The following is a 12023-nucleotide window of genomic DNA, read 5'->3' as shown; positions in this document are numbered from 1 at the left end:
GTGCGGCGGGAGTCTCGATCTGCAATCTGCTGCTGGCCGCAGGAGCCGGGCATGTATGCGCGGTCGACCGGGAAGGGATTCTCTGCAAAGGTGTGCCCTATACAAATGAGGAATGGCGAAAGCTCGCCTTCTCCACCAATCCCGAGGGTATCCAGGGCTTGCTTGGAGAAGCGGTGAAGGGGGCGGATGTGTTCATCGGGGTGGCCGGTGGCGGCATCCTGAATGTCGAGCATGTTAAGAGTATGGCTCAGGACAGCATCGTCTTTGCAATGGCGAATCCCATCCCGGAAATCCAGCCAGAGCTGGCAGAGCCGCATGTGCGTATACTGGCGACGGGAAGAAGCGATTATCCGAACCAGATCAACAATGTACTGTGCTTTCCCGGCATTTTCCGGGGGGCGCTGGATTGCCGGGCCAGAACCGTCAATCTGGAGATGAAGCTGGCGGCCGCGCGCGCGATTGCGGCGGTGGTTCAGCCGGATGAACTCAACGAGCTGTACATTATTCCGAGTATTTTTAATGAGAAGGTCGTTGAGCATGTGCGGGGCGCGGTAATCGAGGCGGCCATCCGAACCGGATCGGCGCGCAGAATACCGCCGGATTATACAGGGCGGCAGGAGAAATGAGCAGCGGCCAGTTATCCGAAACCGTAATACGGGCCGGTACGTACTGCATGGAAAGGCGATTGAATGTTGAGCGCCTATTCCCGGTTTCTCGAAATGCGGCTTGGTTATGTCGGCTATTTTTTTGTTAAAGAAACATTTCCTTGCCGAGATTCTATTCATTTACAGAATTAACCATAGAGGGTACACTTAATGAAAATTTGCTCGCGCAAAGGAGATGAAGATCCCATGCATCAGCCAGGTTTCTTTTATGGGGGAGGGCTTGCCCCTTTGGTTTTTATCGGGTGGCTCATATCCATTGGACTGGGAATTTATGCGTTTGTCCTGTTCGTTAAACTTGCCCGTAGAGGAATCGAAGCGTTAGATTTGTATATATACGCTAAAAACCGGGAAATACGCGATCGTTATGAATCCGTTCATCCAAGGGATTGAAGCTCTGAAGTGAAGCATTAGTGTAATCGGGTGGCTCGCATTGATAAATTGCATGTACCTTCAAGCACTTTTTGCTGACTGGGGTTCGATTCGGTATCGATATCTTGTGATACAATAATAGCAACAAGAATTACTGGAGGTGGCAAAATGCGCTGGCAAGAAGTACAGGAACGGTTTCCAGATGAATGGGTTGTTTTGGAGGCAACGAAGGCTCACTCCAATGGAGGTCATCGATATATTGAAGAAGTGGTTGTAATTGACACGTTTGCTGATTCTACAGAGGCTCTTCGCCGCTACAGCGAACTGCATCGGCAAGAACCTGACCGCGAATATTGCTTCTTTCACACCTCCCGACCAGAACTGATAGCGAGGGAACGTTATGTTGGAGTTCGAGGGCCAAGATGAACATTACAGAGGAATACGGATTACCGTTTGTAAGAATAGTGATTGCTTTCAGAGGTAAAGAACTTGAACTGAATAAAATGCTACTCGATACGGGTTCGGCAAGTACGCTTTTCAATGCGGATTTGGTTCAGCAGATTGGGATGGAAGCCATCCATTTCGATGGTCACTCGATTTCTCATTTTCAGGTCGAGATTGGAAGCATGGACTATGGTATGGAGATTGATGGTATTATTGGATTTGACTTCATGAAGGTAATTGGTCTAATAATCGATACGAATGAAATGACCGTCAGCTCACATCGGTAGAGTGTATAAAATGCCCCGTCAGGCCCGGTTCCTGGCGGGGCATTCAGTTTAAGCATTGAAATCGGCCGGACTCAGGCCTTGGCCGCAAGCTCCCGCGCCCGCAGCTCGACACGGCGGATCTTGCCCGAGCTGGTCTTCGGGAGGTCGGGGACAAACTCGATTTTGCGGGGAAATTTATAAGGAGCCGTGATTTCCTTAGTGTGAGCCTGCAATTCCTTTGCAAGCTCCGGCGAGCCGCTGTTGCCGTCTTTAAGCACCACAAAAGCTTTGACGATTTGGCCCCGGATTGCATCGGGACTGGCTACGACCGCGCATTCTTTGACGAGCGGATGCTTCATCAGCGCTTCCTCCACCTCGAAGGGCCCGATCGTATACCCGGAGCTGATAATAATGTCGTCGCCGCGGCCCTCAAACCAGAAGTAGCCGTCTTCGTCTTTGGACGCGCGGTCGCCGGTAATAAAGTATTCGCCGCGAATGCAGCCCGCTTTGCGTTCCGGTTCCTTGTAGTACGTCTGGAACAGGGCCGGCATGGTCACATGCACGGCAATATCGCCGACCTCTCCCGGAGGAAGAGGGATGCCGCTGCTGTCCACCACATCAATCATACCGTCAGCGGTCGCCCGGCCCATGGAGCCGATCCGGACCTCCGTGCCCTTCAGCGTGCCGATCAGCAGCGTGCTTTCCGTCTGCCCGTAGCCGTCGCGGATGGTAATGTCGAAATGGCGTTTGAATTCGTTGCTGACCTCCTGGTTCAGTGGCTCCCCGGCGGATACTGCGCAGCGCAGGCGGGACAGGTCATACCGGCCAAGTCCGTCGATTTTGGCCATAAGCCGGTACTCCGTCGGCGTACAGCACATGACGTGGATCTCCCGGTCCTGGATCAGCTGCAAATAACGGTTCGGCTGAAAGGAGCCGTTATAGACAAAGCCGGTGGCTCCATTGCCGAGCACAGACAGAAACGGACTCCATATCCACTTCTGCCAGCCTGGAGCGGCTGTTGCCCATACCGTGTCCGACTCCTGAATGTCGAGCCACAGCGAAGTGATGCGCAGATGCGCGTAACCCCATCCGTGGCTGTGCACGACCGCCTTCGGATTGCCGGTGGTGCCGGAGGTGTAGGCGAGAATCGCCATATCGTCCCGCGTGGTTGGAGCCGCGGCGAAGGTATCCGGCTGGCCCTCCATCAGCCCTTCCAGCGCCAGCCAGCCGGGCTCGGCTTCACCGCCGGCGGCCGAAACTGAGAGGAGGAAATCGAGAGCGGGCAGATCCTCCGCGATTTTATTTACTTCTCCCGTAACCTCCGACCACGATATGACCGCTCTGGCTTCGGAGTGGCGGAGGCGGTAGGACAGATCCTTCGCCCGCAGCATTTCCGAAGAAGGAATGATGACCAGTCCAAGCTTCAGGCAGGCCAGATATATAACATAGGCGATGATTCGGCGCGGAACCATGACGAGCACCCGGTCGCCCTGACGCAGCCCAAGCTCGGCCAGGCCTCCGGCCAGCCGGTTGGCCCGCTTTATCAGCTCTCCATACGTAATTTCCTCGTGTTCCCCTTTATCGCTCAACCATTTCAGCGCAAGCTTTCCTGACGGATGACGCTCCATCTCCGACGTCATATTGTAGCGCTCCGGGGCTATCCATTGCTCGTTCATCAACTGATCCATCTCCCATAGTGAAAGGTAATAGTCATTACGATTCTTATTATAGCAAGAATTCTTAGTACCAGGTACTAATCAGTGTTACGAATATATTAACATTGGATCGTTGAGATGAAGAGTTTGTTCTTTATAAAGCACGGAAAAGATGATAAATTATAGTCAAGCCGCAGCGATTCTCAGCTGCATTGAGTGAGACTTGGAGGGGGACAGGATGGGTGCAATCAGCGGAATAGTTGTGATTGGAAGCGATACGGATGCCGCCCCGGCCGGCTCTGCCATTTTTGAGAAACTGAAGGCTTGTTCTTTCGAACGGACAGGCGAATGGACCGATCATTCCGTACATTTGGGCTGTGGAATTATTTATAACACACCCGAGTCCAGATTGGAAGAGTTGCCGCGCAGCAATGAGAGCCGGACTCTCGTCCTTACAGCGGACGCGATCATCGACAACCGTGCCGAGCTGCTGGAGAGCTTCAAGCTGGAACCGGAGGAATCCCGGGTTATCACCGACAGTGAGCTTATTCTCCGGGCCTATGAAGCATGGGGATACTCCTGCCCGGAGCATCTGATTGGCGATTATGCTTTTGCCCTATGGGACGCCGGCAAGCAGGAGCTTTTTCTCGCCCGGGACGCCATGGGATCAAGGACGCTCTATTACAGCTATGAACGTGGCTTCTTTGCTTTTTGCACAATCGAAACACCGTTATTGAAGCTCTTCGGCAGACCGGCCGAACTGAATGAGAAATGGATCGCCGACTTCTTGGCCATAGACGGAATTCAGCATGAAATGGAATGTGAGGAAACGGTGTACCGGGGGATTTACCAGCTGCCGCCCGCCCATTATGGCATCGTAAATGCGGAGGGGTTCTCCAAGAAGAAGTACTGGGAGCCGCTGCGCGACATTAAGCCGATCCGTTTCAAGACGGATGAAGAGTATGTGGAAGCGTTCAAACGCTGCTTCTCCGAGGCGGTGGAGTGCCGGCTGAGAAGCGCGGGCGAGACGGGGATCTTCCTGAGCGGCGGGATGGATTCCGGGTCGATCGCCTGTGTTGCGGCCCCCAAGCTGGCTGAGAAGGGGAAGAAGCTGCATGGCTTCACGTCCATCCCGGTTCCGGAGTTCAATGAGCGTCCGCCCAGAATGACCATATACAACGAATCCCGTGAGGTCGGGCTCATCGCTGAGGCGTATCCCAATATCGGGATGACGTACAGCAGCTTTGCGGACAAAAATTGCCTGACCGATATCGACGAGCTGATCCAGGTCTTTGAACAGCCGTATAAGGTCTTTCAGAACATGACCTGGTATCACTCGTTCCTGAAGCTGGCAGCCGAAAGAAACTGCGCCATTATGCTGAATGGACAGACAGGCAACAATACGATCTCGTACGGCAATTTCGCGGTCCATCTGGTCACGCTGTCCAGACAAGGAAGAATCGTTTCCGCAGCCAGAGAGCTTTACGGCTTCAGCAGATTGGTGAATGAGCCGGTAACAAAGGTGCTGAAGAGCGCGATTCCGGTGGTGCTGCCGCACCGTTTGAAGCTGTGGAGACACCGGACGAGGCTGCGGGAGTTCGACCGTTTTCATAATGTGGTGGTCAAAAGGTCGCTCGTCCACAAATGGAATGTCACCGAGAGACTCGATCAGATTGAAGCCAATACGCCGATCAGCCGTTTTCCGGATTATGAAGAAGACCGAAAGGCTCGGACCAGTCCGCTGCCGTTCACGCACATCGGGGCGGTGGAAACGAAGCTGTCCCTGGCCAGCGGAATTACGATCCGCGATCCTTCCCGGGATAAACGCGTGTTCGAGTTCTGCCTGGCGATTCCTTCCGGACAATTTGTGCGAAGCGGCCAGGAAAGGTATTTGCTGCGCCGGGCGATGAAAGGCATCCTCCCGGACCCGATCCGGCTGAACATTGTTGCCAAGGGGCTTCAGAGCGCCGATTGGGTGCACAGGCTCGCCCCGATCTGGTCAGGCGTTCTGGCCGAGGCCGGGCAGGCCTTGGAGAAGGGGAATTTGGAGCCATACGTCGAAGTGGATAAGCTCAGGGAGAAGCTGGCCAAGGCGGGCGGGGACGTGAGCAAGGCGGAGGACAGTGTGGTCCGGTCTATTCTGACAGCCGTCATTTTCTCCCGATTTATCGAAGATTTCAAGCAGCGGCATTCTTGACAGCTGGTATTATATCCATGGTCTGAGGTGGGATACAATGAGCGATCATGACTTTGAGTTTCGTTACAAAGCTTTTGGATTCAATATAGCGTCGAATGTTCGGCTGGATGGCCTGCTCCCGGCAGAAGGGCTGCCCGAGGTCTATATCCGGGAGGGACGAGTGCCTGTGGAGGTGCCCGGTCCTAAAGATTCCCATGCCTATACTGTCGTTGACAACGACGGCTTCGCTTTCCGTGTTAAAGATATCGGCACGTTCCTCGTCTCGGGGGGTACGCACATCATCGCGGAGAGAAGCGAAGGCTGCGAGCCGGAGGCGCATGTGCTGTTCATCCTTGGCACCTGCATGGGAGCGCTCCTGATGCAGCGTGGCCTGCTTCCGGTTCATGGCAGCGCTCTGGCGCTGGAGGAGCGGCATATTATTATTACCGGACAATCGGGCGCTGGCAAATCGACGCTGGCGGCGGCGCTGAACCGCCGGGGCTGTTCTTTTCTGGCGGATGATATTGCGGCGCTGAGCGAAGATGAGAGGGGCGAATCATGGATTATGCCCTCGTTTCCGAGGCAGAAGCTGTGGCGGGATACGGCTGAGCGGATCTTTGGCAGCGTGGATGCCTTAAGCCGGATTCCGGGCGTTCGGGACAAGTATCATGTGCGGATGGACGGAGAATTTATCAAAGCTCCCCAAAGGCTCGACGCGCTTTTTGAATTGACCACGCATCCGGGTTCAGAGGTTGTCGTCTCGGAAATCAAAGGCCCGGAGAAGCTGATGGTCCTCCTGCGGAATATCTACCGTCCCGAGCTTATCGAGTTCATGGGAAGGCAGAGAGAGCATTTTAGGCGCTGCTCCAGGCTCGCTTCGGGGCTGTCCGTTTTCCATATCGAACGACCGGAGTCCGGTTTCACAGTTGATGAACAAATCAAGGGCATAATTCATAATTTAAAGCGCTTCAATCGTATAAATATCTAATATTTATAACATATTTTTGATTTTATGATAGTATAAACTAAAAAATACGTTCTTAATAACGATCAAAAATCTTGATTTCCCAGAGAAAGTAGTGTATTGTAGATAAAAATATTGCTATATTCCTTGAGCAGCGGCAAGCCTATTTAGGGGAGCGGCAATATTTTTACAATATCAGGAGGTGAAGGCGCATGAACAAGAAAGCTTGGGAAAAGCCGGAAGTGAAAGAGCTTAAAGTAAGCAGCACGGAGTATGGCAATCTGCTTAAAACCACACCTGATGCCAGTTACTCTGACGGTGTACACACCTGGTATTCCTTCTCTTAAGACCGAAACAAAAAAGAGACTTCGGACGCTTTTAAAGGTAGAGGTCTCTTTTGATTTATCAAGGAAAGAGCTTGCTACTCGCTGAGAGTAACAAGCTCTTTCTTTTGTTCGAGCAATTGGCCTTTGGACAAGCGGTAGATATGATCGCACACATCAAATACGGACAGACGGTGGGTGATGGCGATGCATGTCCGGGCCGGCTTCAGATTGCGGATATTTTGCAGGACGGCCCACTCCGTATCCATGTCAAGCGCCGATGTCGCTTCATCAAGGAGCAGGATCGGCGCCGGCCTGAGCAGCGCGCGGGCGATTGCGATCCGTTGGGCCTGGCCTTCGGACAAGCCGGAGCCATGCTCGCCGATCACTGTATGAATGCCGTGGGGAAGCTTCTGGGTGAAGCTCCGGGCGCAGGCGGCTTCAAGGGCGGCGTTGATTTCCTCTTCGGTGGCGGCCGGATGGCCGATCCGCAGGTTGTCCGCAATCGTGCCGGAGAACAGCGTGTTGCCCTGCGGAACATAGGAGAAGTAAGAGCGCGTATCGGCGGAGAGGCTGATTCGTTCGTGGTGCGGGCCAATCAGGCAGACATTCCCGGCCTGGGGCTTGATTAACGCAAGGAGAAGCCGAAGCAGAGTCGTCTTGCCTTCGCCCGAGGTGCCGATGAGAGCGATCAGCTCGCCGGGCCGAATGCTGAGGGAAACATCGGTAAGAATCGGCTTGCCTGCTTCATATCCGTATCCCACATGCTCCATTTGCAGCCCGGATATGCCGCTTAAGGCGGCAGGGAGGCGCTCATGCATGTCCTTGGATCTGTCTTCGGACTGCAATTTTTGAAAGACAATCAGCCGCTCCGACGAGGCGATCATGGCGATCAGGACGGGGAACGTCCGGGCCAGCCCTTCAAGCGGCCCCTGAATCTGCCCCACCAGCTGCAAAAAGGCGGTAAACATGCCAAAGCTGGCTGCCCCGGTGGAAATCCGGTATGCTCCCCAAATGAAGGCGAGAAAAAAACCGAGCCGGTAGCCGATCCCCATGGTCAAATCTGCGGCGACATTAAAACGGGTGCGCTTCAGTATCCAGAACAGCCGGTTCGCTTGAGAGGCTTGGACCTTGTGCAGGCTGTCTTGTTCATGCTCGAATGTCTTGACGATCAAGAGATTCTGGACGCATTCATGCAGCAGGGAGCGATAGCGGCTTTCGGCCGACTGGATCTGATGCTGCATCCTCTTCAGCCTGCTGCCAATATACCAGCTGACGAGCATGGATACAGGTCCAAGCAGAAATGCGAAGAGAGCCAGCGTCTTGTCAAAGTAAAGCAGAGTAATGAAAGCGGCTGCAAACTGGGCGACCAGCGACAGGATGCTGGGCAAGGTGTTGACCAGGCCGTCGGTTATATTGGCAATGTCGCTTGTCAGATGCGTCAACAGGTCGCCGCTGTGGTATTTTCCGGCCGCGTTCCATTCTGTCTTGTACAGCCGATCCATGAAGCTCTGCTGCAAATCATTGTTCATAGCTTCTCTCAGCTTCACGGTTCGCAGGGTCAGCAAGGATGAAAGGGCCAACTGGAGGATCAGGATGAGTGCGAACAGGGTGGCGTAGATGCCGCTGACTCTCATGCTGTTCTGCACGGCGGAATCAATGACCTGCTTCGAGACAATGGCGAGAACGGCGCCGCTTAAGGAGAGGATTACATTCAGAAGGATGATAACGGACAGCGCGCCCCATTTTCCCGTCATACATTGCTTCAGCCAGCGGTAAACATCGGTGTTTAAGAGCTGCCTTGGTTTTCTCATATGGAATGATCTCCAATCTGCAGGAATTGTGAATTGCGGGAGAGTTCGTTGGAAGAAACAACATCTGCCGGTTGGGGGTGTCTGTAGTCTTAAGGTGAGTCTACCAAAGATAGATCAAAAATCAAGGATGATCTTTCCGGATCAAAGATGTTTGGAGAAGTCCCGCTGCATATTTTTGCCCAGGTATTGTTTGTTATTTACAAAATATACGTTCTATTATATTCTTTATAAAGAACTTTTTTAGGTATTTAGACCCTTTATGAGAGGGGATTCGGAAGGTATGGCAAAGTATATGAAGAAGTTCGCCCGGCTCATGCTCATTGCGGCGCTGGTCAGCCTAATGCTTCTGCCTGCTTCTGCCTATGCAGCTTCTGGCGCGGCGGAAGCGAAGTACAACGCTGCTTATGCGACCTCCTTTTTTTCCTCGCTAACCGATGCGCTTTCTTTCTGGTTCGATAAGGAAGAGTCCGCATCCTATGGCGGCTATAAGGAATCTGGCGGATGGTTAAGCTGGCTCAAGGGCAAGGATCATGGCGATAAAGAAGATTGGTGGGAGGACAACAAGCATGACTCCTACAAGCTGTGGAAGAAGTATTACTGCTACTGAAGACGCGCCAAAAAAAGATGGCCGGAGAGAATTTCTCCCGGGCCATCTTTTTCATTATTTCAGAACATTTCCGCTCTGCACATCATTGCTCTTGAGTGCAAGCACGGCCTTGGTAAGAGTATTATTCGTCACCGTATAGGGCGGCGCTCCTGTTCCGGCATAAATCGTGGAGATGCCGACGGCGGCGATGTTGGAAGTGATCGTATTGCCGGTAATGGTTGCGCTCAGGATATCCGCCGGATCATTTCTTTTCCAGTAATCATTAATTTTGATCAGCTCGGTGGCGGTGCGCGTGAGATTCATCGCTGTGACCGTATTGTTCTCCAGAACGACTTTATTGGCCGTTTCAACGGTAATCGCCGGAGCGTCCCCTTTGACAATGAATCTGGAGTTCGTGATCCTTAAGTCCAGCTTGGCATGGCTTGCGATAAGCGCCGTATTGCCTGTCGCGTTGGACGTGAAGGTGCAGTTGTCGAAGCTGTATTTGCCATTCGCCACAATCGTCTGGCCGAATCTGCTGCCGTCCGCTGCTTCAAAGACGGAATTGGTGTATGTTCCTGGCGGCAAAGTCATGCCATAGGCAGAGTTGAAGCCCAGCACCTTGATGTTGTTGAACACGCTGCTCTCCGTGGTGCTGCTCTTAAAGCTTGTGAGCGCCCCTTTTCCGGTTATCGTAACATTGGAGACTTCAATGCCTTTTCCATTGAGGGAGAAGCCCGCATCCACGTTCTTCGTAATGTTGATATTGACATTGGACACCTTGATCCCGCCTGTCGTTCTGGCGCTGACAGACAATGTTCCGTTGGTGACCTCCATGCCATCGATGATAATGTTAGGCCCTGCAAAGTAAGTGTAGGAATCATTCAACCGGTTATTTAAAAATGTGGCATCATGATAAGCGACGATCCGGCTTCCGTCAAAATGGTTGTTAACGGCCAGGGCATTTCGGAAGGACTCGGATACCGCCAGCCCGATCGCTCCCTTGGAAGCAAGGTGGTTGCCTTCAACGGTGACATCATGTCCGTCGTACAGGATGACATCATAGGCCGCGTTATTATAGAATTCATTGTTCCGGATATAAATATTGGTATTCAGGCTTCCGTTCTGTCCAAATCCCCCTTCAACGTCGATTCCCGATTGAGGGGCCGTTCCTTTCATATCATGCAGGATGTTGTTCATAATGAGCGCATTGTCAGCGCCGCCCACCGTAATTCCTTGACGGCGGTTGAATGCGAACTCGGAGTTTTTAACGACTGTATTTTGGCTGACGGTCCGGTTCCAGGCTTCCAGGTAAGCTCCCGTCGACGAGGCTTTGTTGAACACCAGATGGAAATAGGCTGCGCCGCCGGGTATGGTCAGAGTCTGTCTTGCCGTTGCCTGCTGGCTCGTAATGAAGCTGCCGTCCGCACGATAGAAATAAACGGTAAAGCCGCCGGGCAGATTGATTAAATTGGAAATTTCAAAGGTCCGCTCCGTCTTGAAGATGGGATGGGTGAAATAAATGCCTTCCCTGGTCCGGATTTTTGTGCTGTCGCTGCGCGGCTGGCCGCTGCCGTCCAGCCCTCCGGGTACGAAGCTGGCGGCATACAGATCCTTGAACATCGTTCCGTAGCCTCCAAGCACCAGCCCGTCTCCGGTGAAATTCATCGCTTTGACTCCATCTATCGTTGTGTTCGCCGCGCCTTCGATAAAGATGCCGTACCCGCCTTCGTGAGTGCCCGAGTTATGAGGCTCTCTTTGGGAATAATCATGAGTCAGCTTGTCGCCAAGGTAGGTTCCGCCGCGAAGCGTAACATTGTTGGCGCCATATCCGACATACATGACATCGTATCTTTCCTTGCCGTTGGTCTCTTTCTGAAGAATGGCATCCATCGGCAGGTCAAACAGCATATTGCCGACCATGGCGATCCGGCTGTTCTTGTCGATCAGATAGGTTCCGGCTGGAAGCGTCGTTGCCGTAATTCCATTCTGATGCGCCCAGGCCAGCGCCTGATTGATGCCTTTAACGGTTTCCACCGGATGCGTTCCATCGTTATAGATTCCCCAGCGGGCCAGATCAATCAAATAATGCGTGGGCGTTGCCGACACAGCGACGCTCAGGGGCGAGCGGTTTCCGCTGGTGTCCACGGCCTCTACCTGAATGCTGTAATTTGTGCCGAAATCAAGGCCAGTGGCCACATAGTTATTCTGAAGGAGCGGCTCCGCGTTCATCTGCCGCCCGTTCACATACACATTGTACCCGGCCAGGTCGCTCTCTGTGTTGGCTGCCCATGACACCGAAACTCTGCTCGGGCCGCCCGTCACGGACACCTGCGCGGGAGCAGTCAGCGGGGTTATATCCTTGGTCCGGATGGAGAGGGAAATGCCTTGTGAAGCATTGCCGCTTCTGTCCACCGTCCGGAGAGTAAAGGAATAATCCGTTTCTGCCGAGAGTCCTTCCGCTGTGTAGCTTCCGCTTGATGAAGAGCCGATCAGTCCGCCGTTCAGATAAATATCTACACGGTCAAAGTCGGGAGAGTCAGGGTTATTCCAGGTCAGCGTTACCGCGCTGCCGTCATCCGTGGCGCTCGCCCCGCTGACTTCAGCCGGAGCCGGGCTGTCCGCGGCCTGCGGAGTGACAGTTACTGCAGCCGATCCGTCCGACTCAAGCTCCTGATCGTTAATGGCAGTCACATACAGACTGTAGCTCTGGCCGTTGTTCAGCCCGTCCAGCATATAGGTGGAGCCGGTCACCGTTTCG

General features: G+C 53.3%; 10 protein-coding genes. 7 read left to right on the top strand and 3 right to left on the bottom strand.

Translation table 11 applies throughout. The features are described from left to right. The 3 genes from L692_RS0111190 to L692_RS0111175 all read left to right on the top strand — a co-directional run. The coding region (locus L692_RS0111190; RefSeq protein WP_025699878.1) for a malic enzyme-like NAD(P)-binding protein at positions 1 to 626 on the top strand (626 nt) is incomplete at its 5' end. 576 nt (positions 627 to 1202) lie between these two features. Further along, a complete protein-coding gene (locus tag L692_RS0111180) occupies positions 1203 to 1460 on the top strand; it encodes a hypothetical protein (RefSeq protein ID WP_025699875.1) in 258 nt (85 codons plus the stop codon). Continuing rightward, the gene (locus tag L692_RS0111175) at positions 1457 to 1765 is read left to right on the top strand and encodes a pepsin/retropepsin-like aspartic protease family protein (protein WP_025699874.1); all 309 of its coding nucleotides are present in this window, start codon (positions 1457 to 1459) and stop codon (positions 1763 to 1765) included. The genes L692_RS0111180 and L692_RS0111175 overlap by 4 nt, the downstream gene beginning before the upstream one ends. Before the next feature lie 71 nt (positions 1766 to 1836). Here L692_RS0111175 and L692_RS0111170 read toward each other — a convergent pair whose 3' ends face one another. Then, complete coding sequence (locus L692_RS0111170; protein WP_036723248.1) at positions 1837 to 3420, bottom strand: acyl-CoA synthetase; 1584 nt, start codon at positions 3418 to 3420, stop codon at positions 1837 to 1839. A 217-nt stretch (positions 3421 to 3637) separates the two neighbouring features. On the opposite strand from L692_RS0111170, the gene L692_RS0111165 reads away from it, so the two are divergent. The 3 genes from L692_RS0111165 (at position 3638) to L692_RS33820 (ending at position 6886) form a co-directional block, all read left to right on the top strand. Next, positions 3638 to 5596 carry an asparagine synthase-related protein gene (locus tag L692_RS0111165; RefSeq protein WP_025699871.1) on the top strand — a complete coding sequence of 653 codons (1959 nt, stop codon included), beginning with the start codon at positions 3638 to 3640 and terminating at the stop codon, positions 5594 to 5596. 37 nt (positions 5597 to 5633) lie between these two features. Further along, a complete protein-coding gene (locus L692_RS0111160) occupies positions 5634 to 6563 on the top strand; it encodes a phosphoenolpyruvate carboxykinase (ATP) (RefSeq protein ID WP_025699869.1) in 930 nt (309 codons plus the stop codon). Positions 6564 to 6751: 188 nt separating this feature from the next. After that, positions 6752 to 6886, top strand: a complete 135-nt coding sequence (locus tag L692_RS33820) for a hypothetical protein (RefSeq protein ID WP_269636728.1) — start codon at positions 6752 to 6754, stop codon at positions 6884 to 6886. 74 nt (positions 6887 to 6960) lie between these two features. On the opposite strand, the gene L692_RS0111150 is transcribed toward L692_RS33820, so the two are convergent. Beyond that, positions 6961 to 8676: an ABC transporter ATP-binding protein gene (locus tag L692_RS0111150; protein WP_025699868.1), complete on the bottom strand. Its 1716-nt coding sequence runs from the start codon at positions 8674 to 8676 to the stop codon at positions 6961 to 6963. Between the two features lie 280 nt (positions 8677 to 8956). Here L692_RS0111150 and L692_RS0111145 point away from each other — a divergent pair, with 280 nt between their 5' ends. Beyond that, positions 8957 to 9283: a hypothetical protein gene (locus L692_RS0111145; RefSeq protein ID WP_025699866.1), complete on the top strand. Its 327-nt coding sequence runs from the start codon at positions 8957 to 8959 to the stop codon at positions 9281 to 9283. Between the two features lie 54 nt (positions 9284 to 9337). On the opposite strand, the gene L692_RS0111140 is transcribed toward L692_RS0111145, so the two are convergent. Beyond that, on the bottom strand, positions 9338 to 12023 hold a 2686-nt coding region (locus tag L692_RS0111140), incomplete at its 5' end, for a fibronectin type III domain-containing protein (RefSeq protein WP_025699864.1).

This window comes from Paenibacillus forsythiae T98 (genome assembly GCF_000520735.1).
Classification (GTDB): domain Bacteria; phylum Bacillota; class Bacilli; order Paenibacillales; family Paenibacillaceae; genus Paenibacillus_AQ; species Paenibacillus_AQ forsythiae.
Note: the sequence above shows the minus strand (reverse complement) of the source record. Positions and strands in the feature narration are given on the sequence as shown.

Bases quoted from the DNA above. Each gene is read 5' to 3' on its own strand.
- L692_RS0111170 (WP_036723248.1), bottom strand. From the start codon at position 3,420: ATGAACGAGCAATGGATAGCCCCGGAGCGCTACAATATGACGTCGGAG.
- L692_RS0111145 (WP_025699866.1), top strand. From the start codon at position 8,957: ATGGCAAAGTATATGAAGAAGTTCGCCCGGCTCATGCTCATTGCGGCG.
- L692_RS0111165 (WP_025699871.1), top strand. From the start codon at position 3,638: ATGGGTGCAATCAGCGGAATAGTTGTGATTGGAAGCGATACGGATGCC.
- L692_RS0111150 (WP_025699868.1), bottom strand. From the start codon at position 8,676: ATGAGAAAACCAAGGCAGCTCTTAAACACCGATGTTTACCGCTGGCTG.
- L692_RS33820 (WP_269636728.1), top strand. From the start codon at position 6,752: ATGAACAAGAAAGCTTGGGAAAAGCCGGAAGTGAAAGAGCTTAAAGTA.
- L692_RS0111175 (WP_025699874.1), top strand. From the start codon at position 1,457: ATGAACATTACAGAGGAATACGGATTACCGTTTGTAAGAATAGTGATT.
- L692_RS0111160 (WP_025699869.1), top strand. From the start codon at position 5,634: ATGAGCGATCATGACTTTGAGTTTCGTTACAAAGCTTTTGGATTCAAT.
- L692_RS0111180 (WP_025699875.1), top strand. From the start codon at position 1,203: ATGCGCTGGCAAGAAGTACAGGAACGGTTTCCAGATGAATGGGTTGTT.